Annotated in this window: 23 protein-coding genes and 1 pseudogene; 11 read left to right on the forward strand and 13 right to left on the reverse strand. The window is 74.1% G+C overall.

Annotated elements, in window-relative coordinates; translation table 11 throughout:
• Position 1: 1 nt before the first annotated feature.
• On the reverse strand, positions 2-523 hold the full coding sequence (locus ACIRRS_RS20095) for a universal stress protein (RefSeq protein ID WP_402972398.1): 522 nt from the start codon (positions 521-523) through the stop codon (positions 2-4).
• 181 nt (positions 524-704) lie between these two features.
• On the opposite strand from ACIRRS_RS20095, the gene ACIRRS_RS20100 reads away from it, so the two are divergent.
• Complete coding sequence (locus tag ACIRRS_RS20100; protein WP_402972399.1) at positions 705-1,373, forward strand: alpha-ketoglutarate-dependent dioxygenase AlkB; 669 nt, start codon at positions 705-707, stop codon at positions 1,371-1,373.
• Positions 1,374-1,417: 44 nt separating this feature from the next.
• Here the strand turns inward: ACIRRS_RS20100 and ACIRRS_RS20105 are convergent, their stop codons facing one another.
• The 3 genes from ACIRRS_RS20105 to ACIRRS_RS20115 are packed head-to-tail and all read right to left on the reverse strand — an operon-like array spanning position 1,418 to position 4,590.
• A complete protein-coding gene (locus tag ACIRRS_RS20105; RefSeq protein ID WP_402972401.1) occupies positions 1,418-2,266 on the reverse strand; it encodes a carbohydrate ABC transporter permease in 849 nt (282 codons plus the stop codon).
• Positions 2,263-3,243 carry a carbohydrate ABC transporter permease gene (locus tag ACIRRS_RS20110; protein ID WP_402972403.1) on the reverse strand — a complete coding sequence of 327 codons (981 nt, stop codon included), beginning with the start codon at positions 3,241-3,243 and terminating at the stop codon, positions 2,263-2,265. Before ACIRRS_RS20110 ends, ACIRRS_RS20105 begins: the two co-directional genes overlap by 4 nt.
• Positions 3,244-3,279: 36 nt before the next feature.
• Positions 3,280-4,590: an extracellular solute-binding protein gene (locus ACIRRS_RS20115; RefSeq protein ID WP_402972405.1), complete on the reverse strand. Its 1,311-nt coding sequence runs from the start codon at positions 4,588-4,590 to the stop codon at positions 3,280-3,282.
• Positions 4,591-4,920: 330 nt separating this feature from the next.
• Here ACIRRS_RS20115 and ACIRRS_RS20120 point away from each other — a divergent pair, with 330 nt between their 5' ends.
• Entirely contained in the window at positions 4,921-5,727 is an 807-nt protein-coding gene (locus ACIRRS_RS20120; RefSeq protein ID WP_402972407.1) for an IclR family transcriptional regulator, read from the forward strand.
• A gap of 232 nt (positions 5,728-5,959) precedes the next feature.
• Here the strand turns inward: ACIRRS_RS20120 and ACIRRS_RS20125 are convergent, their stop codons facing one another.
• Both ACIRRS_RS20125 and ACIRRS_RS20130 read right to left on the reverse strand, forming a co-directional pair.
• Positions 5,960-6,484, reverse strand: a complete 525-nt coding sequence (locus tag ACIRRS_RS20125) for a universal stress protein (RefSeq protein WP_402972409.1) — start codon at positions 6,482-6,484, stop codon at positions 5,960-5,962.
• 221 nt (positions 6,485-6,705) lie between these two features.
• Positions 6,706-7,098: a ribonuclease gene (locus ACIRRS_RS20130; RefSeq protein ID WP_402972411.1), complete on the reverse strand. Its 393-nt coding sequence runs from the start codon at positions 7,096-7,098 to the stop codon at positions 6,706-6,708.
• A 313-nt stretch (positions 7,099-7,411) separates the two neighbouring features.
• On the opposite strand from ACIRRS_RS20130, the gene ACIRRS_RS20135 reads away from it, so the two are divergent.
• A complete protein-coding gene (locus tag ACIRRS_RS20135; protein ID WP_402972413.1) occupies positions 7,412-8,917 on the forward strand; it encodes a carboxyl transferase domain-containing protein in 1,506 nt (501 codons plus the stop codon).
• 494 nt (positions 8,918-9,411) lie between these two features.
• Positions 9,412-9,783: a transglycosylase SLT domain-containing protein gene (locus tag ACIRRS_RS20140; protein WP_402972415.1), complete on the forward strand. Its 372-nt coding sequence runs from the start codon at positions 9,412-9,414 to the stop codon at positions 9,781-9,783.
• A gap of 188 nt (positions 9,784-9,971) precedes the next feature.
• On the opposite strand, the gene ACIRRS_RS20145 is transcribed toward ACIRRS_RS20140, so the two are convergent.
• Positions 9,972-10,430 (reverse strand): HD domain-containing protein, encoded by a 459-nt coding sequence (locus ACIRRS_RS20145; protein ID WP_402972416.1) that lies wholly within the window; start codon positions 10,428-10,430, stop codon positions 9,972-9,974.
• Positions 10,431-10,539: 109 nt separating this feature from the next.
• On the opposite strand from ACIRRS_RS20145, the gene ACIRRS_RS20150 reads away from it, so the two are divergent.
• The 4 genes from ACIRRS_RS20150 (at position 10,540) to ACIRRS_RS20165 (ending at position 13,121) form a co-directional block, all read left to right on the forward strand.
• Complete coding sequence (locus ACIRRS_RS20150) at positions 10,540-11,466, forward strand: AEC family transporter (protein ID WP_402972418.1); 927 nt, start codon at positions 10,540-10,542, stop codon at positions 11,464-11,466.
• A gap of 140 nt (positions 11,467-11,606) precedes the next feature.
• The gene (locus ACIRRS_RS20155; RefSeq protein ID WP_402972420.1) at positions 11,607-11,939 is read left to right on the forward strand and encodes a hypothetical protein; all 333 of its coding nucleotides are present in this window, start codon (positions 11,607-11,609) and stop codon (positions 11,937-11,939) included.
• A gap of 62 nt (positions 11,940-12,001) precedes the next feature.
• Complete coding sequence (locus ACIRRS_RS20160) at positions 12,002-12,772, forward strand: hypothetical protein (protein ID WP_402972422.1); 771 nt, start codon at positions 12,002-12,004, stop codon at positions 12,770-12,772.
• A gap of 64 nt (positions 12,773-12,836) precedes the next feature.
• On the forward strand, positions 12,837-13,121 hold the full coding sequence (locus ACIRRS_RS20165) for a hypothetical protein (protein ID WP_402972423.1): 285 nt from the start codon (positions 12,837-12,839) through the stop codon (positions 13,119-13,121).
• A gap of 48 nt (positions 13,122-13,169) precedes the next feature.
• Here the strand turns inward: ACIRRS_RS20165 and ACIRRS_RS20170 are convergent, their stop codons facing one another.
• Positions 13,170-13,433, reverse strand: a complete 264-nt coding sequence (locus ACIRRS_RS20170; protein WP_402972425.1) for a dsRBD fold-containing protein — start codon at positions 13,431-13,433, stop codon at positions 13,170-13,172.
• Between the two features lie 236 nt (positions 13,434-13,669).
• On the opposite strand from ACIRRS_RS20170, the pseudogene ACIRRS_RS20175 reads away from it, so the two are divergent.
• Positions 13,670-14,509, forward strand: a pseudogene (locus tag ACIRRS_RS20175) (DMT family transporter); the annotation flags it as partial.
• Positions 14,510-14,708: 199 nt separating this feature from the next.
• Positions 14,709-15,359, forward strand: coding sequence for a DUF6629 family protein (locus tag ACIRRS_RS20180; protein ID WP_402972427.1), 651 nt, complete (start codon positions 14,709-14,711; stop codon positions 15,357-15,359).
• A 25-nt stretch (positions 15,360-15,384) separates the two neighbouring features.
• Here the strand turns inward: ACIRRS_RS20180 and ACIRRS_RS20185 are convergent, their stop codons facing one another.
• The 3 genes from ACIRRS_RS20185 to ACIRRS_RS20195 form a co-directional block, all read right to left on the reverse strand.
• Positions 15,385-16,713 carry an MFS transporter gene (locus ACIRRS_RS20185; protein WP_402972429.1) on the reverse strand — a complete coding sequence of 443 codons (1,329 nt, stop codon included), beginning with the start codon at positions 16,711-16,713 and terminating at the stop codon, positions 15,385-15,387.
• Positions 16,710-17,324, reverse strand: coding sequence for a helix-turn-helix domain-containing protein (locus ACIRRS_RS20190; protein ID WP_402972431.1), 615 nt, complete (start codon positions 17,322-17,324; stop codon positions 16,710-16,712). The genes ACIRRS_RS20185 and ACIRRS_RS20190 overlap by 4 nt, the downstream gene beginning before the upstream one ends.
• Before the next feature lie 96 nt (positions 17,325-17,420).
• On the reverse strand, positions 17,421-18,170 hold the full coding sequence (locus tag ACIRRS_RS20195; protein ID WP_402972432.1) for a hypothetical protein: 750 nt from the start codon (positions 18,168-18,170) through the stop codon (positions 17,421-17,423).
• Positions 18,171-18,456: 286 nt separating this feature from the next.
• On the opposite strand from ACIRRS_RS20195, the gene polX reads away from it, so the two are divergent.
• Positions 18,457-20,181 carry a DNA polymerase/3'-5' exonuclease PolX gene (polX, locus tag ACIRRS_RS20200; RefSeq protein WP_402972434.1) on the forward strand — a complete coding sequence of 575 codons (1,725 nt, stop codon included), beginning with the start codon at positions 18,457-18,459 and terminating at the stop codon, positions 20,179-20,181.
• A gap of 42 nt (positions 20,182-20,223) precedes the next feature.
• On the opposite strand, the gene ACIRRS_RS20205 is transcribed toward polX, so the two are convergent.
• Both ACIRRS_RS20205 and ACIRRS_RS20210 read right to left on the reverse strand, forming a co-directional pair.
• The gene (locus tag ACIRRS_RS20205; RefSeq protein WP_402972435.1) at positions 20,224-21,087 is read right to left on the reverse strand and encodes a carbohydrate kinase family protein; all 864 of its coding nucleotides are present in this window, start codon (positions 21,085-21,087) and stop codon (positions 20,224-20,226) included.
• A gap of 11 nt (positions 21,088-21,098) precedes the next feature.
• Entirely contained in the window at positions 21,099-22,043 is a 945-nt protein-coding gene (locus tag ACIRRS_RS20210) for a pseudouridine-5'-phosphate glycosidase (RefSeq protein WP_402972437.1), read from the reverse strand.
• Positions 22,044-22,070 lie beyond the last annotated feature (27 nt).

Below are 22,070 nucleotides of genomic sequence, written 5' to 3' on the forward strand. Positions count from 1 at the left end.
GTCAGGCCGCGACCAGTTCCCGCAGGTCGACGCCGTCCCGGTGCAGCGCCCGCAGATCGGCGTGCAGCGTGGACGGCGGCACGACCAGCACGCCGCAGCGCGCCCGGTTCAGGCAGCGCCGCCGCACCGAGCCGCGCAGCAGCCGGTGCGCCGTGCCGCGCACCAGGCCCTGCCGCCCGGTGCTGATCACCAAGAGGTCCCCGGGCCGGTCCGCCAGGGCGGTCAGCACCTCGGCGGGCTCGCCGCGCATCACCATCGGCTCCATCGGCACGCCGATCGGCAGCCCGCCGAACGCCTCCTCCAGCGCGCCGCCGAGCCGGGCGCCGGCCGCCTGCTGCCAGGCGCGCAGCAGCGACGGGCAGGGCCGCGCCCGGTAGTTGCGCTCGCCGCCCACCGGCGTCCAGGCCAGCACCGGCACCAGCACGGCTCCCCGGGCCCGCGCCTCCTCGGCCGCCCGGTGCAGGGCGGTGAGGCTGTGCAGCGAGCCGCTGACTCCGACGATGACGCGCGCGACGTCCGACATGATCCTTCGCTTCCCGGGCCTTCCGATGCCCAACCGATCCAGTCTCTGCGATAACACTCCCATACTCGCAACAGGCCTTCAAATCAAAGTCTCAATCCAAGATTCAGCCTTGCATCACAATGCCCGAGTGCGCCGTCGCCATGTTCGAGCACCTGTTCGATTACAGGCGTACGCTGGCCCCATGCACGGCACCGTCCACCTCCAGCCCTCGCTGTTCGACGACTCCCCGAGCGCCACCGGCATCCACCTGGGCCCGCTCAGCGGCCCACTCACCGGCCCGCTCGCCGGCCCGCGCCGGACGCACCTCGGCGACGGCGCCTGGCTGGACGTCCTGCCCGGCTGGCTCCACGGCGCCGACCAGCTGTTCGAGCAGCTGGCCGCCGAGGTCCCCTGGCGCGCCGAAAGGCGCGAGATGTACGACCGAACGGTCGACGTCCCGCGCCTGCTGGCCTCCTACCCGGCCGACGCCGAGCCCCCGCACCCCGTCCTCGGCGAGGCCCGGCTCGCCCTGAGCCGCCACTACGCCCCCGAACTGCGCGAACCCTTCCGCACCCTCGGCCTCTGCTACTACCGCGACGGCCGCGACAGCGTCGCCTGGCACGGCGACCGGATCGGCCGCGGCGCCCGCGTGGACACCATGGTGGCGATCCTCTCCGTCGGCGAGCCCCGCGTCCTCGCCCTGCGCCCGAGGTCCGGCGGCGCGGCGGTCGTCCGCCGCCCGCTCGGCCACGGGGACCTGGTGGTGATGGGCGGCTCCTGCCAGCGCACCTGGGACCACGCCGTCCCCAAGACCGCACGGCCGGTGGGCCCCCGGATCAGCATCCAGTTCCGCCCGCAGGGGGTGGCCTGAACCTGTCCGAGGGCCCGAAGCCCGTCCGTCAGTCCATCAGTCCGTCAGTCCTTCACCGCTCCCGCCAGCCCCGACACGAGCTTGCGCTGCACCGCGATGAAGAAGATCAGCACCGGCACCGTCATCAGCGTGGACGCCGCCATGATGCCGCCCCAGTCGTTCTCGTCCGGCTTGAAGAACACCAGCAGCGCCGAGGGCAGCGTCTGGTTCTGGGTCGCGCTGATGATGAACGTCTTCGCGAAGACGAAGTCGTTCCAGGCCGCGATGAAGGAGAACACACTGGTCGCCGCCAGCCCGGGCGCCACCAGCGGCAGCAGGATGCGCCACAGGATGCGCGTACGGCTGGCCCCGTCGATCTGCGCCGCCTCCTCGATGGAGACCGGCACGGCGGCGACGAACCCGCGCATCATCCAGATGCCGAACGGCAGCGAGAACGCCAGCTGCACCAGCACCAGCGAGGCCAGGGTGTTCAGCCCGATGCCCGGGGCGAACTGCCCGGCGTCGCGGAACATGAAGAACAGCGGGATGGTCATCGCCTCGACCGGGATCATCTGGGCGATCAGGAACATCACCATGATCGTGGTCCGGAACCGGAACCTGAACCTGGTCACGGCCACCGCCGCCAGGAAGACGACCACCGCCGAGAGCACGACCACCGACAGCGCGACGACCACGCTGTTGAGGAAGTACCGGCCGAAGCCGTCCACGCTGAGCACCTGCCGGAAGCTCTCCAGCGTCGGGTGCGAGGTCCACGGCTTCGGGTCCAGCGACTGCACCTCGCCCTTGGGCTTGAAGGCCGAGAGCACCATCCAGAAGATCGGGAAGGCGGTGACCAGGGCCACGACGATCGCGGAGGAGTTGGCGGCGAGGCGCCACCGGCTACGGGAGTTCACAGCTCGTTCCCCGTCCGTCGCAGGGTGCGGATGTACAAGGCGGTCGGGATCACCAGGATCAGCAGCATGATCACGCCGATCGCCGCGCCCAGCCCGTACTGCGAGGAGGCGAACGCCTTCTGGTACGCGTACACGTTGAGCACGAGGTTCTGGCCGGCGATGCCGCCGCCCGAGGTCATCACGTAGATCTGGGTGAAGACCTTGAAGTCCCAGATCACGGACTGGATCACCACGATGGTCAGGATCGGCCGCAGCATCGGCGCGATGATCCGGCGGAAGGTGGTCCAGGTGCCGGCGCCGTCCAGGGCGGCGGCCTCCAGGACCTCCTCCGGGATGGCCCGGATGCCCGCGTAGAGGGTGACCATCACGAACGGGAAGGAGTGCCAGACCACCACGGCGCCGACGATCAGGAACGCCGTCCACTTGTCGTAGAACCAGTTGAACTCGTGGAAGCCGCTGAGGCCGATCCGCTCCAGCGTGTGGTTGACCAGGCCCAGGTTGGTGTCGAACAGGAAGCTCCACACCGTCGAGCCGGTCATCGCCGGCGCCGCCCAGGCGGCCATCGCCGCCGTGGTCAGCAGCAGCCGGGGCCAGCGGCCGACCTTGGTGAGCAGCACCGCGAGGGTGGCGCCGACGGCCAGGGTGGCGACCACGCAGAACGCGGCGAAACCGATGGTCTGGACGAGGACCGTCCAGAACTGGTCGTCCTCCAGGATCCTGCTGTAGTTCCCGAAGCCGACGAAGGAGGTCGGCGCACCCCCGGAGGCCTGCGCCTGCCCGAAGTCCAGGACGGACAGCAGTCCGAGCTGGTAGATCGGGTAGGCGACCAGCGGGATCAGGATGACCGCGGCCGGCAGGAGCAGCAGCAGCGGTGGCCGGCGGCGCCGGCCGCCCGGGGGAGCGGCCGGCGCCTCACCCCCACGGCGCCCGCGGGAGGAAGGCGGCGCCGTCGGGGCGGTCGTGGTGGGTACGGACACGTGCGGGACCTGCTCTCTTCTCGCGTCGTTCCCCGATCAGTGGGCGGCGAAGGCCGAGTTGATCTGCGTCGCCGCGTCGCCCGAGGCCTTGGCGACGTCGGCCTTGCCGGTGACGACCTGCTGGAGCATGGTCGGGATCACCGACTGCGCGTCGATCTGCGCCCAGGCCTGGTCCAGCGGCACGAACCTCGTCCCGGCCGCGATGGTGTCGGTGAACGGCTTGAGGAACGCGTCCTTGGCCGCGACCTGCCCGCTGACGGACTTGAGCGTCGGCAGGTTGCCCATCGCGTCGTACATCTGGCCCTGGTACGAGGGGCTCGCCAGCAGTTCGGCGAACTCGACGGCCAGCGTGCGGTGCTTGGCCGCCTTCATCACGCCGAGGTTGTTGCCGCCGGCGAAGGCGGGCGCGATCGAGCCGGCCTTCTCGCCGGGCAGCGGCACCACGCCGTACTTGCCCTTGACGGGCCCCGCGTCCACCTTGCTGCGGCTGGAGTTGGGCAGGATCGCCATCGCCGACTTGCCGGCCGCGAACAGGTCGACGGTCTTGCCGCCGGTGAGGTCCGCGCACTGCTGGGCGGGGCAGCCGTCCGCGCCGAACAGGTCGGTGTAGCGCTTGACGCCGGCCTGGGAGGCGGGCGAGTCGATGGCGGCCTTGAACGTGGCGCCGTCCTTGGTGGCAATGTCGCCGCCCGCGTCCCAGACGAACGGGAGCGCGCCGAAGGTGTACTTGCCGCCGACGGCGATGCCGAAGGTGTCCTGGTGCGCGCCGTGGATCTTCTGGGTGGCGGCGACCAGCTCGGCGTACGAGGTGGGCGGGTTGAGCCCGGCCTCGGTGAACAGGTCGGTGCGGTAGTACAGCGCCCGGACGGCGACCCACCAGGGCAGGCCGTACGTCTTCCCGTCGACCACGGCGGTCTTGGCGATCACCGGGTCGAGGTCGGCCTTGTCCTTCCACGTGTCGAGCTGGGCGCCGATCTCGGCCAGGCCGCCGGCGGCGACGTAGCCGGGCAAGTCGGTGTTGCCGAACTCGACCAGGTCGGGGGCGCTGTTGGGGTCGTTGAACGCGCCCTTCATCTTGGCGGCGCGGGCGGCGGCGTCGGTGTCGATGTAGCTGACGTTGACGGTGACGCCCTGGTGGGAGGACTGGAACTCGGTGACGGCCTTGGCGATCACGGCCTCCTTGGCCGCGTTGCCCGCCTCGTTGAAGAGCCAGACCTGCAGCGTGCCGGTCCGGTCGTCGCCGGCCTTGTCGGCGGCCGGTGCGGCGGTGCCGGGGGCGCAGGCGGTGGCGGCCAGGCAGCCGGCGGCGAGCAGGGCGGCGATCGCGGTCCGTCCGGTGAGTCGCATGGGTGGAGACCTCCCCTCCCGACAGTTGCCGCCGAGACGCGCGCCGCAGGGGCCGGGCACGTCGAAGCAGGCCCTGACCGGGGCCGATGGTGGGTGAGTGGTGGGGGTACGACAGGGCGAAGCACGTCGGGTGGGCGGCGTCGCCAGCTCGTGGCAGGGACGTTAAGCGCGCACGATCGACCCCAACAAGAGGGGGTTCGCGAAGTTTTGCACTGCACAACGTTGTATCGAAGATGCGGCGCCGAGACCGCGAAGGGGTACGTTCTGCCGTACCCCCGCACCCTCGCCGCCCGCTCTGCGCGATCTCGAGACAACGGAACGGACCGACCCATGACGGACACGGCGCCCAGGAAGCCCGCGACCGAACGCAACCAGTCCTCCTCGCTGCGCCGCGCGCTCGCCGTCCTCGGCTACGTCCGCGACCACAGCGACGGCCGGGGCGTCCCGCTCGCCCAGCTCGCCGAGGCCCTCGACCTCAACAAGAGCACCGTGCTGAGACTCACCGGCCCGATGCTCGACGAGCACCTGCTCGACCGCGACCGGGAGACCGGCTGGTTCCGCCTCGGCCACGGCTCCCTGCGGCTCGGCCAGGCCTACCTGTCCACCCTCGACCTGCGCAGCGTCGCCGCCGAGCACCTGCGCCGCCTCCAGCGCGAGGCGGGCGAGACCGTTCACCTGACCGTCTGGCAGGCGCCCGGCATCGTCTACCTCGACAAGGTCGAGGACGAGACCAACGTCCGGATGGCCTCCCGGGTCGGCAGCCGCGCCCCCGCGTACTGCACGGCGACGGGCAAGGCGATCCTGGCCTGGCTGCCGGACGAGGCCGTCACCGAGGTGGTCGCGGCCGGCCTGCGCCCGGTCACCGCCTGGACGATCGCGGACGAGCCCCGGCTGCGCGCCGACCTCGCCCGCATCCGCGCCCGGGGGTACTCGATCGACGACCGCGAGAACGAGCCCGAGGTGCGCTGCGTCGCCGCCCCGATCTTCGACCACGCCGGCGAGGTGACGGCGGCGCTCTCCGTCTCCGGCCTGACCTCGCGGATGACGGCCGCCCGGGTCCGTGCCCTCGGCCCGGTGGTCGCCCAGGTCGGCCTGCGGATCTCCCGGGAACTGGGCTCGGACCGCCAGTCGTCCTGATGCCTCACGGGGGAACGCGAACGAGGCCCGGCACCCGCAAGGGCACCGGACCTCGTTCACTTCTTGGAGCGCCAGGCCCGGGTCGCACGGACTCTCCCCACTGAAAGTGGGACGTACTCTGGTAGTACCACTGACGCCTGACCAGGAATGTTCTCCCTGGCGACGGATGAAACACTACCAGCTCCCCCGCCGACTCCTGAAATCAGCCCACGGAGGCGCTCTCCCGTTCCCTTCAGGAGCCGGTACTCAACTCCCGCAGCCCGTGGCCGCGTTCGAGGGCCTCCAGGTCCCGCTGGAGCGCCGGGCGCGGCACCGTCAGGACCGGGCACGTGGCGCGGCGTACGCAGTACGCGGTGACGGACGGACGCAGCAGCCGCGACAGCGCGCCCCGGTCGCGGCCCGCGCCCAGGACGAGGACGTCACCGGGACGGTCCGCGCAGCGGATCAGCGTGTGCCCGGCGTCGCCGCGCACCGCCTGGCAGCGCAGCCGCACGCCCGCGTACCGCCCGGCGAAGGCCTCGTCGAGGGCGCGGCGCAGGCGGGCGACGGCGGCGTCCCGCCCGGCGGTGAGGACGGGCGGGCAGGGGGTGCGGCGGTAGCCGATCTCCTCGGTGGGCGGCGTCCAGCACAGGACGGCGAGCACCTCGACGTCCTCCCGGCGGGCCTGCGCGACGGCGTGGTGGAGCGCCGCGAGGCTGCCGAGCGAGCCGCTGACGCCGACCACGAACCGGCCCTGAGCCGCGTCCACCTCGTCCATGCCGCCCGCCCCGCCTCTCCGCCGCGCCGACCCCACCGGCCCCGACGACCGGCGTGATCCCCCAGCAAAGCGGCCGCCCTCCGCCCCCGCCACGCCCGTTGACACCGCCCTGACGCCGCGCCCGGCGTTCCGTACGGCTCCCTGACACCGGGCGCGACGCCGTACGGCCCCGGCGCCGAGGCACGCCGGGGCCGTACGGGCTCACGGGGTCGACCCGCGGGTCAGCAGGTCTGGTCGACGAGCGAGAACGTGGCGTAGTGGTCGCCGGTGTAGTAGTCCTCCTGGCTGGCCTGCCCGGTGACGATGCGGCGGGCGCCACGGGTCGGGGAGCCCGGGGTGATGACGGTGTACTCGTGGTAGTAGCCGTAGGACTGGCTCGGCAGGACGTGCTCGCGGTTCTGGAAGACCACGCCGTCCTGGGAGTACGGGAACGGCCCGTCGGTGGCGATCAGGTTGAGGGTGTCGTTGGCCTCGGGCGGGAGGGTCGACAGACAGACGGTTCCGCTCACGTCGGCGTGCGCGTCGGTCGCGACGGCGACGGGCGCGAGGGTCATCAGGGTGACGGCGGCGACGGCGGCAGCGCGGGTCTTCCACGCGCGTAGAGTGCGAGTCATGTCCACCAGTGTGGCGAGCCACGGACAACTCCGGAAGCCTCGCGACAACAATTAACCGGCGGGTAACTCGCCTGCCTGACCAGCGACTTGACCAGTATCCCGACCCTCCGGACACCTCCGCCGGAGCCGTCCACGAACCGTCCGCACGCCCCTTGGGTCGACCGTCATCGAACAAGCACTTCTGCCGGTTCCCGTCCCTCGACGCCCTTCTGTCGGCCTGCTCACACCTTCACCGCCCTCCAGGCCACCGCCACCCGCGCCGCATAGAGTTGCGGATCGTCTCGGGACCGGAACGATCACCGACGGGGTGGACATGAGCACGGGCGCAGCAGCGAGCACGTCCCTGACCGCGCACCAGCTGATCGGCCTGCTGGTCGATCCGGGCGCCTTCGAGAGCTGGGACGAACCGCCCGCCGCCCCACCCGCCGACCCCGCGTACGCCGCCTCCCTCGCCCGGGCCCGCGAGCGCACCGGCCTGGACGAGGCCGTCCTCACCGGCCTCGGCCGGATCGACGGCCGCCCGATCGCCCTGGTCGCCTCCGAGTTCGGCTTCCTCGGCGGCTCGATCGGCGTGGCCACGGCCGAGCGGATCACCCGGGCCGTGGAGCGCGCCACCGCCGAGCGCCTGCCGCTGCTCGCCCTGCCCGTCTCCGGCGGCACCCGCATGCAGGAGGGGTCGGCGGCCTTCCTCTGCATGCTGCGCATCACCGCCGCCGTCCAGGCCCACCGGGCGGCCGGCCTCCCCTACCTCACCTATCTGCGCAACCCCACCATGGGCGGCGTCTTCGCCTCCTGGGGCACGCTCGGCCAGCTCGTCCTCGCCGAGCCGGGCGCCCGCCTCGGCTTCCTCGGCCCCCGGGTGTACGAGGAGCTGCGCGGCGTGGAGCTGCCGCCGGACGTGCAGCGGGCGGAGACCCTGGCCGGGCGCGGCCTGGTGGACGCCGTCGTCCCGCCGCAGGAGCTGCGCGAGCTGCTGCGCCGCACCCTCGCCGTCCTCTCCGCCACGCCGCCGCCCTCCCCCACCCGCGTGCCCGCCGTCGAGGCCCAGGGCACCCCCGACGCCTGGGACTCCGTCCGGCGCACCCGCCGCCCCGACCGCCCCGGCACCCGCGAGCTGCTGCGCCGCACCGCCACCGAGCTGGTGCTGCTGGACGCCCCCGGCGGCCGCGCGGGCGCGCTGGTGCGGGCGCTCGCCGTGCTGGGCGGCCGCCCCGTGCTGGTCGTCGGCCAGCAGCGCGGCACCCCGGAGCACGAGCGCCCGTTCACCGCCGCCGACCTGCGGGCCGTGCGCCGTACCGCGCGCCTGGCCGAGCAGCTGGGCCTGCCGCTGGTCACCGTCGTGGACACCTCCGGGGCGGAGCTGTCCGCCGGGGCCGAGCTGGAGGGCATCGCGGTGGAGATCGCGCACTGCCTGACCACCCTGCTCGCCCTGCGCACCCCCGTCCTGGCCGTGCTCCTCGGCCAGGGCTCGGGCGGCGGCGCCCTGGCCCTGCTCCCGGCGGACCGGGTGATCGCCGCCGAGCACGCCTGGCTGGCGCCGCTGCCGCCCGAGGGCGCCTCGGCGATCGTCCACCGGGACGGCGCGCACGCGGCGGAGCTGGCCCGCTCCCAGGGCATCGGGGCGCGGCACCTGGCCGAGGTGGGGCTGGTGGACGAGGTGGTCCCGGAGCCGGCGGACCCGGCCGGGGAGCCGGAGGAGTTCTGCGCCAGGCTGGGCGCGGCCGTCGGCGCCGCCCTCGCCGAGCTCGCGGGCGCCTCCGAGGCCGACCGGCTCACGGCCCGGGCCGCCCGCCACCGCCGCCTCGGCGACCCTCGCTGACTCCCAGTGACGACCGGCGCCCCTGTGGCGCCGGTCTCACCGGACACCCCACGCACAGTTCCGCCCGCCGACCCCCGCGTGACGGAGCCGCGCCGCAAACCGTGAGTGCGCTCACACGCCGATCGCGTCCACGACGCCCGGTAGTGGAACCCCGCCCCGCCGCACCCGCCCGCCCCCGCGCACCCGAAAACGGCCCGTCCGCTCAGCGCCGACAAGGCCGACGCGCTCCGCGATCACCGGGCCTTCGAATCCACGGCGGCCACCGCGCGTACGACGGTGCGTCGTAACGAGGGGGTCTTGGCGGGCGCCGATCCCCTCTGGCAACAATGGCTCCGTCGTCAGCCGCACCGGCACCTGTCCCGCCGGTGAACGGCTTGCTGCCGAGTCACTCCCCGCGACCGTCATGGCCCCTGTCCGGCCACGGTCCAGGGCGGGGCGTGACCCGGCCCAACCCGATTGAGGTCCTGTTCTACATGCCCAGTTTCAAGCTCCGTATGCGTACCTCCGCCGCGATTCTCGCCGGCACCGCCGCCCTGACCGCCCTCGGCGCCGGCGTCCTGCCCGCCACGGCCGCCAGCGCCGCCACCCCGCAGAGCGTCGCCGCGCAGATCGTCCCGGCGGACCAGCTGGCCTCGTTCAGCCAGATCATCACGCACGAGTCCGGCTGGAACGTGACCGCGACCAACCCCAGCTCGGGCGCGTACGGCCTGGCCCAGGCGCTGCCGGGCTCCAAGATGGCCTCGGCCGGCTCGGACTGGCAGACCAACCCGTCCACCCAGATCAAGTGGGCGCTGGACTACATGAACTCCCGCTACGGCAGCCCGAACGCCGCCTGGTCCTTCTGGCAGAACAACCACTGGTACTAAGCCGGCCCACCACCGGCTCACCTGACCACTCCCCGCTCATCCCGGGGGTCGGACAGGGGCCTCCGAGGTGACCCGAGAGGGCCCGGACCGCATCGGTCCGGGCCCTCTCGTGGTCGTGTCACAGCTCCTCGGTCACAGCTCCTCGGTCACAACGTCCAGGTCACAGCGTCCCGTTCACAGCGTCCCGTTCACAGCGCCCCGGTCAGCCCCAGCAGCTCCCGCATCCGCGCGTACTTGGCCGCCAGCCGCTCGGCCGTCGCCGGGGGCAACGCCGCCAGGCGGACGGGGTCGGAGTTGTGCGCCAGGTCGGCGCGCTTGACCAGCAGCGCGCCCGGCGTGGCCAGGATGCGCGCGGTGTACTCCTCGACCGGCTCCTCCGGGCGCCGGGTGAGCGCGTCCACGATCGCCTTGGTCTCCTCCGGCAGGGCGGCGCCGGCCAGCCACTCCCGGCTCAGCCGGTCGTCCTCGACGCTGTCGTGCAGCCAGCCCGCCGCGATCTGCGCCTCGCTGCCGCCGCGCGCCGCCGTCCCGCCCGCCACGGCCGCGATGTGCTCGGCGTACGGGTGGCCGTTCTTGTCCACCTGGCCCTCGTGGGCCCGGCGGGCGAGGGCCTCCACCTCGGTCAGGTTCAGGTAGCGGTCGTCCATCGCCCCATCGTAGGGCCCGTGTCGGACCGTCAGCGGGCGCTTGATTGACTGCCCCGGGCGGGCGATCCCCGCCACCACAGGCGGTCCGTCCGAGCGATCCGAGGATTCCATGCCCACCCTGCATCCCCTGCTGTCCGGCTTCGCCCCGATCTGGGCGCTCACCGGGGTCGGGTACCTGGTCGGGCGCTCCGGGCTGCTGGGGCCGCAGGCGGAGACGGTGCTCAACCGGTTCGTCTTCCACGTGGCGATGCCGGCCGCGCTGTTCCTGATGATCGCCCGCACCCCGCTGGACCGCTTCGCCAACGCCTCCATGTTGGCCTTCGCCGCCGGCACCGCCGTCGCCACGGGCCTCGGGCTCCTCGCCGGGCGCCTGCTGTTCCACCGCAAGTCCGGCGAGCTCGCGATCGGCTCGATGGCCTCCGGGTACGTCAACTCGGCGAACCTCGGCATACCCGTCACGATGCAGGTCCTCGGCGACGCCTCCTTCGTGGCACCGGTGGTGCTGTTCCAGATCCTGCTGGTCACCCCCGCCGTGCTCGCCGTCCTCGACAGCGGCGCGGCCGGCCGCCGCGCCCTGCTCACCCTGCCGGTGCGCAACCCGATCCTGCTGGCCACCGCCCTCGGCGCCGTCGTCTCGGCCGCCGGACTGCACCTGCCCGCCGAGCTCCACCGCTCCGCCGAGCTGCTCGGCGGGGCCGGGGTGCCGACGGCGCTGATCGCGCTGGGCATGTCGCTGCACAACCGCCCGCCCGCGGAAGGCCTTTCGCACCGGGCCGAGACGGCCGTCGTCGTCGCGCTCAAGACCCTCGTCCAGCCGCTGGCCGCCCTCGCCGTCGCCGGGCCCGTCCTGCACCTGCCCCCGCACCAGCTCCTCACGGTGGTGCTGTTCTCCGCGCTCCCCACCGCGCAGAACGTGTACACCTACGCCCGCGAGTACGGGCAGAACCCCGGCCTCGCCCGGGACGCGGTGCTCTGGTCGACGCTGGTCTCGATGGCGACGCTCTCGGTGATCAGCTGGTCCCTCGGGCCCGCGTGAGTGCCGCGCCGTGAGCGCCGTCCGCACAGACCCGTACACGCCCGCACACGCCCGTGCAGACCCGTACAGGCTTCCGCACGACCCGTACAGAAGGCGCGAACCGGCCTGCCGGGCGCGGGGCCGCTGCCATGCTGACGGCCATGAGCCAATCCGACCAGCTCTCCGGCACCCGCCAGTGCGCCTCCTTCGTCGCGCTGCCGAGCGAGGACGTCGACCACTTCAACACCGTCCCGCGCGGCGCGTTCCTGCTCGGCCCCCGGCTGCGCTGCGACCTCGCCCGCGACCACGGGGGCCGGCACTCCGCGCTCCTCCAGGGCGTCGGCTACGACCTGTACTGGGCCTCCTGGCCGGAGTACCTCGTCGAGCTGGGCCCCCGCTGCCCCGTCCTCGGGCCGCACCCGGGCCCCGACCCGGACTTCTGCCTGCTCCACGAGGGCCACCCGGGGCCGCACGCGGGCGAGGACTGGTTCTGACCGGCCGGTCGCGCAGCGGTGTCGTGACGGTGGGTCGCCGACCGCGCCCGTAGCGTGGCCGGATGAGCTCATCCACGGCGGAATCCGGGCCCTCGACCAACGCGGCGCACCTGATGACCTCGGCGGTGGTGTTCACGATCCCCGTCCTCAAGCTCGCCTGGACCCTCGGCGGGGGCGACGCCGCCCGCGACGCTCTGCTGGCGATGGGCCCGGCCAACTGGCTCGACGTCGTCATCGGGATGTTCTTCGCCGAACCGGTGCTCGCCTTCGTCCTGGCCGCCGTCGCCTGCCACTTCACCTACGCCTACCAGGCCGCCCACGGCGGAGCCGCCCGCCACCGGGACCGCGCCCCGGCGGCCACGGCCGCCGCCGCGGCGATCCTCCCGGCAGCGGCGGGCATCGTGGTCGGGGCCTTCAACGGCCTCGGGTGGGGCCTGGCGACGGGCGTCCTCGGGTACGCGATGCGCCTCGGCGTGGTGACGGAGTACCGGACGGGCGGCCGCTCGGCCGAGACCGGGCACCGCACCGGGCGGCCCGCGACCACGCTCCCGACCCGGGCCGCCGCGGCGATCCGGATTGTGGCCGTGGTGCTGGCGACAACCGTCCTGCCCGTCCTCGCCGTCTCGGCCGCGCTCAACGGCCGGTCCTGGACGAGCGTGCTGCACTGCGACGTCAACACCGGCTCGGGGCCGCAGCGAGCCCGGGTGGTCGAACTCGACCGCTCCGCACCGGGCGTGGTCGGCTGGGACGTCCCGGCCCACGAGGTGGTCAGCGGCACCAACTGCGCCGTCGACCCGGACGACGTCATCCGCCCGCCGTGGTGGCGCGGCTGAACTCGTTGTCGACGTACGGCCGAAAACGGTCTCTGGGCGCCAACTGTCGCTACCCGGAGGGTACTTGTCCCTGGCAGACTCTCGCCCGCCGCCGCCCCGCTCCTCCTCGACCGACCACCACGGAGGCTGGGCGGGCGGCGAGGTCGCGGCCACCGACCCGGTCGCGGGCACGGACCTCACCAGCCGGGCGGCCGCCGACGGCCTCTGCGCGGCGGCCTTCGGCACCGGCTGGCGGATCGCCGAGTTCCACGACGGCGTGGGCTGGTCGCTCTGGGCCTCCGGGACGCTCCCGGCCGACACCCGCTTCTGGACGGCCATCAACGACCAGCCGGCCAACCCCTGGAGCTGATCGTTCGGTAGACCTCGGCAGCTCAGGTCGTTCAGCGGGCCGGGCCGCTCAGTAGATCAGGTAGTCGGGTCGGCGGCCCTCGTCGTCGATCTCCCCGGTGGCCTGGGCCGCCAGCTTGCGGGACAGCTCCTCCAGTGCGCGGGAGGCCGCCATCTCCTCGCCGATCCTGGCGAGAGGGCGGTCCTCCGCGCTCTTCACGGACTCCCCGTGCGCGCTCAGCCCCGGCGCCCGCGCGCCGACCAGCCGGGCGTCGCACGCCGTGTGCACGCCGTCCTCCTCGAAGCTCAGCTCCACATCCCATTGGTTGTGCATGCCACACCTCCTGGCGCCGCCTGTACGGGCGGCGGCCCGCGACGGCCGCTCCCACCAGCGTGCGCCCGGCGCCCCCGCACCGGCAAGCGCTGCCCGGCGGGGCCGCCGACCGTCACCCTCGGTCGCGTCCGCCCGGCCCCGGCGGCGCCCCGGCGGTACGCTGACGGAGGCACGCCGCGACCCCCGACCGGCTCCCCGACCGGCCGACGCGGCAGCGACAACCTGGCGGTCCCTCCGTGGCGGTCTTCCTCCTCGCCCTCGGCGCGGCCTGCTGCCTGGGCATCGGCTTCGTCCTCCAGCAGCACGCGGCGCAGCGGGCCCCCCGTGCCGATCTGCTGCGGTGGCGGCTGCTGCTCGACCTGATGCGGATGCCCGAGTGGCTGCTCGGCACCGGGTTCATGGTCAGCGGACTGATCCTCTCCGCCCTCGCCCTCAACCAGGGCGAGGTGTCCCTCGTCGAGCCGCTGCTCACCACCAACCTGCTCTTCGCCATGGCGCTGTCCCGGGTGCTGACCCGTCAGACCCTCGGCCGCTCCGGCTGGGCCGGGGTGCTGCTGCTCGGGCTCGGGGTGACGGCCTTCATCGTGGCCGGGCGGCCCACCGGCGGCGGCGCGCCCGCCGGGGAGCTGCGGCACTGGCTGGTCGTCGGGATCGTGGTCGGCCTGACGGTGCTGCTGGTCTCCTTCGCCCGCCGGATGCCGCTGTTCGAAGAGGCCACCCTGCTCGCCCTCGCCGCCGGACTCCTCTACGGACTCCAGGACGCCCTCACCCGCACCACCACCCAGCGCCTCGACCACCAGGGGCTGGACGCGGTGCTGCGCAGCTGGCAGCCGTACGCGGTGGTGGCGGCGGGCGTGGTCGGGCTGCTGCTCGTGCAGAGCGCCTTCGAGGCGGCGCCGCTGCGGATGTCCCTGCCCGCGCTCACGGCCGCCCAGCCGCTCTCCGGCATCGCCTGCGCCGTCGGCTTCCTCGGCGACCGCCTCCGCGTCACCCCCGGCGCACTGGCCTGGCAGGTCGTCGGGCTGATCGCGATCGTGATCGGCGTCATCGTCCTCGGCCGCCACCCGGCCATGCCGGGGACCGTCCGCGACACCCTCGAATCCATCGGCGCCCCACCGGAGGACCCACCACCGCCCGGCACCGCATCAATGCCCCCTCCCACGGCCGACCGCCCCGGCGAGCCCGACCCCGCGTGCCGCCCCGACCGCTCCTCGGACGGCAGTAACGGCAGTGACGGCAGCGACCGCAGCGGCGGCCGCGGCGCGTAGGCCTCCCATGTGCTGGAGCGCGCAGGCGGACCTGGTGGCCGGCGGGGTGGTGGCCGGGATCGGGGTGCTCTGCCTGGCCCGCGCCCACCGCAGCGGGCAGCCGCGCCGCCTCCCACTCGCCGCGCTACCGCTCGTCCTCGGCGTGCACCAGCTGATCGAGGCGCTGGTCTGGCTGGGCACGGACGGTCAACTCCCGGACGCCCTCGGCGGCGCGGCCCGCACCACCTGGGCCGTGATCGCCCTCCCGCTGCTCCCCGTCCTGGTCCCCGCCGGGGTCTGGTGCGCGGCCGACCCCGCCCACCGCCGGGCCCCGGCGGCCCTCACCCTGCTCGGCCTCGCCGTGGCCGCCCCGCTCGCGGTGGCCGTCGCCGCCCACCCCGTCCGCGCCTCCGCCCACGGCCACACTCTCGCCTACGGCGTCGGCGTCCCGCACGCCGCGCTCCTGCTCGCCGGGTACCTCCTCGCCACCGTCGGTTCCCTCCTCCTCAGCGGCGATCGCCTGCTCCGCCGCCTCGGCCTGCTCACCGGGATCGGCGCCCTCGTCTGCGCCCTGCTCTGGCACCTCGCCTTCCTCTCCACCTGGTGCGCCCTCGCGGCCCTCGCCAGCCTCGCCCTCCTCCACTGGTCCGGCAGCCCACGCCCGCAGGGCACCGCCTGAGACCTTCGCGCCAACCACCGCCTGCTCACGACCCCGCCGTCGCTCCCGCCGCCGCCTCCCGCTCCGCCCGTCCGGCGCTCGCCGCGCCCTTGCCCCTCAGCCGGTCCATCTCCCGCCACTCCGGGCGCAGGCCCGCGAGGGTGGTGGTCGCGAAGTAGAGCACGCCGCCCGCGACCAGCGCGGGTATCAGGCCCGTGCCGGCGACGGCCGCGCCGGCGAGGAGGCCGCCGAGGGGGATGCCCGCCCAGGCGAGGGAGTCGCTCAACGCATGGACACGGCCCAGGAGGTGGCGCGGCACGCGCTCGAAGAAGATCGCGCCGAGGATCGGGTTGAGGAACCCGGAGCCGAAGCCCGCCACCGCGAAGACCGCGAGCACCACCCACATCGGCGCGCCCGAGGCCAGCACGAGGAAGCGCGGGGCTCCGCAGACCAGGAAGCCGAGGAGGAACACCGTCCGCCGGGGCATCCGGTGGGCGACGGCCGCCGCGATCAGGCTGCCGACCACCGCCGTGACGCCCATGACCGCCCCGGTCAGGCCGATGGCGGCCGGGCCCTGGCCCGACTCCTGCGCCCAGACCGGCAGGAGGACGGTGATGAATCCGATGTCGAGCAGGTTGGTGATGCCGACCATCACGATCACCGCGAGCATCAGCGGCTCGGAGCGCAGGAAGCCGAACCCCGCGCGGAGCATCGGCCAGTAGCCCTCGCTCCCGCCGCCCTCGCCCGCCCGCTCCGGGACGGCCGCGCGCCCCGTGCCGCCGGGCAGCAGGACGGCGACGACCAGCGAACCCAGCGCGAACGTCGCCGCGTTGAGCACCAGCCCGGCCATCGGGCCGACCAGGGCGACCAGCCCGCCGCCGACCGCCGGGCCGATGGTGCCGGCCAGCCGCTCGGTGACGCCCGCGAGCCCGGTGGCGCGCTCCAGCGGGACCTCGGCGTGGTCGGCGGCCTCCGGGACCATCACCGACTTCGCCAAGTCCCCCGGCCCGCGCATCAGCCCGATCACCGCGACGAGCACCATCAGCGCCCAGAACGGCAGCAGCCCCTGCCCGTGCAGCACCGGGATCAGCAGCGCGGCCGCCGCGCTGACCGCGTCCGTCGTCCAGGACACCACCCGGGGCCCTAGCCGGTCGACCAGGGGCCCGGTCAGCGCCATGGACACCACGTACGGCGTCATCTCGACGAAGGCGGCCAGGCCCGTCATCGTGGCGCTGCCGGTGGTGGCCAGCACGAACCAGGGCAGGGCGACGGCCGAGACCTTCGTCCCGGTCTGGGACACGGCCATCGCGCCCAGCACACCGACCATCGGCCGCAGACTGCGGGCCGGCCGGCCCGCTACGGCGCTCGTCGTCATAGCTCCCCCTCCCCGGCATCGGCGGCCACGTCGGGCAGGATCTGGACGATGGTGTGGACGTGCTCGGCCCCCTCCGGCACGTGTCCCTCGGCATCGTGCGAGCGGTACCGCTCGATCACGGCGTCGAGGTCCAGGGCCAACTGCTCCGCCTCCGCCGGGGTCAGCCGCAGCATCCTGTCGCTGAAGCCCGTGACCTTGCGCCACTCGCGCGGCATGGTCTCGAACGCGTCCACCGTCCGCTGACCGGCCAGCGCGTACGAGGCCAGGATCGAGCGCAGGAAGCCGACCGCCGTGTCCGTGTCCCCGTCCGCCAGGTCGTCCCCCGTCCAGACCGTGAGCACCGCCACCGACCGCCACCACCGCTCACGGGCGTTGCCGCGCTCGGTGTCCTCCTCCACGAAACCCGCGGCGGCGAGCTGGCGCAGGTGGTAGCTGGTGGCCCCCGAATTGAGCCCCAGCTGGCCCGCGAGCCTGGTCGCCGTGGAGGGGCCGTTCTGGCGCAGCAGGCCGACCAGCTGCATGCGCACCGGGTGCGCCATCACCTTCATGCCCTTGGCGGTGATGGCGAGCTGCTGATCGTCGCTGTGCTTCCAGCCCTGGTTCTCGGTCATGGCAGGAGCGTAGGACCGCAGAGACTTCTTCGCAAAGGGTTTTTTGCAAAGAAGTTTCTGCGGTTCAACGTTTCCGCGGCCCCGGCGCCGAGCCCCTCAGTCCCGGGCCACCACCAGCAGCAGCACCACCGTCAGCCCGCCGCCCGGCGTGGGCTCCACCGCCAGCCGCGCCCCCGCCGCCAGCACCAGGCTGTGCAGCGCAGGGCCGACCGGCGCCCCGTGCCGCACCCCGGCGAGCAGCCACTCCCCGGCCTGCGGCGCGTCGTACCAGCCCCGGTCCGCTATCCGGATCTCCACCCGCCCGCGCGCGCCCTCCCGAGCGGAGCTGCCGGAGGGACCGGAGAGGCCGGCGAGTTCCGCCGCGCCACCCTGCACCCCGCCCCGCACCCCGCCCGCGACCTCCGCCCGGACCGACACCCGCGCGCCCAGCGGGCTGCGCCGGATCGCGTGGTCCACCAGCCCCGCCACCGCGGCCTCCAGCCGCCGCGCGTCCCCCGCGACCACCGGCAGCCCGGGCGCCACCCGCACCGTCACCCCGGCCGCCCGCCCGCCGCCGCGCACCACCCGGCGCAGCACCTCGGCCACCTGGACGTGCCGCGCCAGCGGCCCGCAGCCCGCCTGCCGCCCGGACCAACGCAGCCGGTCGAGCTCCGCCCCGGTCAGCGCCCGGGGCCCGGCCACCACGCCCGGACGGACGGCGCCCAGGCCCTCGGCCGCCGCTCCTACCGTCGTCTCGCGCAGATGACCGGCCTCGCCCTTGCGGCCCGGTCCGGCGAACGCGCCGCCGAACGCACCGAGCGCCCGGGCCCCCGAAGCGACGTAGCCCCAGAGTTTCCCGCGTGCCATCGACCTGCCCTGCCCCTCGTGCTTCGTCACCGGCCGCATCACCGGCCGAACCGGGCCTCGTCCCGGCCCTCCAGCCAGCCTGCGCCTCACCCGCCCGGGTGACAATCCGGCTCCCGGCCGCAGCCCTCGGGCCCACCCCCGCCAAGCGGCCGGACCGGCACCCGCCGGTCGGGGGGTACGGGTCCGGCCGCGAGCACCGCTCCCACTCCCTCCCACGGCCGGCCGGCGCCGGCCGGTTCACCCGCTCCCCCGGGCGCCCCACCGGCCCCACTCCTAGACTGACCCCATGCCCCGGCTCAACGACCAGGTCAGGGAGCTGCTCCAGGAGTACGCCGACCTGATCAACATCACCGGCGGCGACGCCTTCCGCGCCCGCGCCTCCGAGAAGGCCGCCCGGGCCGTCGGCGAGCACACCGCCGACATCGCGGGCCTGGACGTCAAGGCCCTGCAGAAGATCCCGGGCGTCGGGAAGTCCACCGCCGAGAAGATCGCCGAGTACCTCGCCACGGGGAGCATCCCCGCCCTGGAAGCCCTGCGCGGGCAGATCCCGCCCGGTGTCCGGGAGATGACCGCCGTCCCCGGGGTCGGCCCCAAGCGCGCCCTGGCCCTGCACCGCGACCTCGGCCTCTCCTCCGTCGACGACCTCGCCGCCGCGATCCGCGAGGACAGGCTCTCCGGGCTGGCCGGCTTCGGCGAGCGCAGCGCCGAGAAGATCCTCCACGGCATCGAGTTGATGCGGCAGTCCGGCGGCCGCACCCTGCTGGACGCCGCCACCGAACTGGCCGAGCAGCTCGTCGAGGCCCTCTCCCGGGTGCCCGGCTGCACCCGCTGCGCGTACGCGGGCTCGCTGCGCCGGATGCGCGAGACGGTCGGCGACGTGGACGTCCTGGCCACCGCCGCCGACTCCGCCCCGCTGATGGCCGCGCTCACCGAACTCCCGTACGTGGCCGAGGTGATCGGCAGCGGCCCGACCAAGACCTCGGTGCGCACCGACCGGGGCGTGCAGGTGGACCTGCGGGTGGTGCCGGAGGAGGACTGGGGCGCGGCGCTGGTCTACTTCACCGGCTCGAAGGCGCACAACATCAGGCTCCGCACGATGGCCGTCAAGGCCGGTCTCAAGCTCTCCGAGTACGGCCTGTTCGAGGTCGAGGGCGGCGCCAAGGTGGTCTCCGCGACGGAGGAGGAGGTGTACGCGGCGCTCGGCCTGCCCTGGATCGCGCCGCCGCTGCGCGAGGACCGGGGCGAGATCGAGGCCGCGCTGCGCGGCGAACTCCCTGACCTCGTCCAGGAGTCGGACCTGCGCGGTGACCTGCACACCCACACCGACCTGACGGACGGCCTGGCCACCCTCACCGAGATGGTCGACACGGCCGCCGCCCGCGGCTACTCCTACTACGCCGTCACCGACCACGCCCCCGACCTGGTGATGCAGCGGATGACGGACGAGAAGATGCTCGCCCAGCGCGAGGAGCTGCGCCAACTGGCGAGCCGTCACCGGACGTTGCGCCTGCTCCACGGCACCGAGCTGAACATCGGCCCCAACGGCGACGTGGACTGGCCCGCCGAGTTCCTGGCCGGCTTCGACGTCTGCGTGGCGTCCGTCCACTCCCACTTCGCCCTCGACCGCGCCGCCCAGACCCGCCGCCTGATCCGCGCCTGCGAGAACCCGTACGTGAACGTGATCGGCCACCTCACCACCCGCCGCCTGGGCAGGCGCGGCCCGATCGACGTCGACCTGGACGCGGTGTTCGCGGCCGCCGCCCGCACGGGCACCGCGATCGAGATCAACAGCTCCCCGCAGCGCCTCGACCTGCGCGACGAGGACGTGCTGCGCGCCCGGGGCCACGGCGTCCGCTTCTCCGTCGACAGCGACGCCCACGCCACCGGCCAACTCGCCTACCCCCGGTACGGGATCGGCACGGCGCAGCGCGGCTGGCTCACCGCCGAGGACGTGATCAACACCTGGCCGTGGCAGCGCCTCAAGCGCTTCCTCCACAAGGAGGGACGCTGACGGGCGGCCCCTGGACCGGGAACCGCCCGTCGTCGAGAAGGCTCACCCCACGGACGCCCCCGGCGAGGCCAGCACCCGGGCGGCGCTGCGGTGCCCCGCCTCCGCCGCCCGCCGCAGGTCGGCGCCCTCCAGGTACTCCGCGAGGAACCCGGCCGCGAAGGCGTCCCCGGCCCCGGTGAGGTCGCGCACCTCGGCGACCGGCGGCACGGCCACGGCGAAGGACGCCCGCCCCGGCACGTCGACGGTGGTCGGCTCGGCGCCCGCCTTGGTGACCACCGTGGTGGCCGCGAGCCGGGCCCGCGCCGGCCCCGGCAGGCCGTCCACGAGCAGCCCGAGGCACTCCGCCTCGGAGCGGTTGGCGAAGACGAAGGTGGGCGCCAACTCGGCGAGCAGGGCGAGGAACCGCTCCCGCCCGTACTGTTCGAGCATGCCGGTGGAGGAGGCGTCCACCGAGGTGGTGCCGCCCGCCCGGCGGACCCGGTCGAGGGCGTCCACGGCGGCGGCGCCGACCGGCTCGCCGTCGAAGGAGTAGCCGGGCACGTGCAGGTGGGTCAGGCCGTCCAGCCACTCCTCGGGGACGGGTTCGAGCATCGTGGCGGCGCCCCGGTCGGGCAGCATGGTCCGCTCGCCGTCCTGGTCGATCAGCACCACGATGCTGCCGGTGCGTCCGCGCCGCTGGACCCGTACGTCGACTCCGTGGCCCCCGAGTTCGGCGACGACGGAGTCCCCGACCGGGTCCGGCCCGACGCAGCCGAGGAAGCGCACCGGGTGGCTCCCCGAGGCGAACGCGGCGACGTTGGCGGCGCTGCCGCCCCGGCGGCGGAAGACCCGCGCGGCGGAGTCGGTGCCGTGGCGCAGCGGCCCGTCGACCCAGACGACGACGTCCTCGACGAGGTCGCCGAGCACCCCGAGCACGGTCAGGCCCCGGTGGTGGCGGTGGCGGCCAGGGCGGTCGCGATCTCGCCGCCGAGGCGGACGTTGCCCCGGTAGACCTCGACGTTGACCTCCAGGCTGCGCCCGCCGGTGTCGCGCTGGATGTGGTCGAGCAGGAACGGCGTGGAGGCGTTGCCGGTGACGCCCTGGCGCTCGGCCTCGGCCCAGGCGCGGGTGAGGATGCCGTCGAGCTCCTCCGGCGGCAGCTGCTTGGCCGGGTCGACGGGGTTGGCGATCAGGACGGCCTGCGGCAGGTCGAGCCGGTCGCGGGCGTCGATGAGCCTGGCGGCCTCCTCGGGGGACTCGACGGCGAAGTTGATCGAGTGGCCGGAGTCGGTGACGTAGAAGCCGGGGTACTGGAGGGTGCGGTAGCCGATGACCGGGATGTTGAGGGTCTCGAAGCGCTCCAGGGTGGCCCGGATGTCGAGGATCGACTTCACGCCGGCGCTGATCACGGTGACGGGCGTGGCGGCGAGGGTGGTCATGTCGGCGGACTCGTCGAAGCTCTCGGAGGCGCCGAAGTGGACGCCGCCGAGGCCGCCGGTGGAGAAGACCCGCACGCCCGCGCGGTGCGCGAGGAAGGCGGTGGCGGCGACGGTGGTGCCGCCGTGGCGGCCGAGCGCGGCGACCACGGGCAGGTCGCGCAGGCTGACCTTGTCCAGGCCGTCGGTGGCGGCGAGTTCGGTGATCTGCTCGGTGCTCAGGCCGACGGTGGGCACGCCGGCGTGCACGCCGATGGTCGCGGGGACGACGCCGGCCGCGCGCAGCTGCTGCTCCGCCTCCAGCGCGACGGCGAGGTTGCGGGGCCGCGGCAGGCCGTGGGTGAAGATCGTCGATTCGAGCGCGACGACGGGCCGGCCCTCGGCGACGGCCTGCGCGACCTCCTCGGCGACGTGGACGGCCTGCGGCTGGCTGGACTCTGCGCTCATGATGCGTGCTCTCTCTGGGATGCCACT

This window comes from Kitasatospora sp. NPDC101183, assembly GCF_044767945.1.
Taxonomy (GTDB): Bacteria; Actinomycetota; Actinomycetes; order Streptomycetales; family Streptomycetaceae; genus Kitasatospora.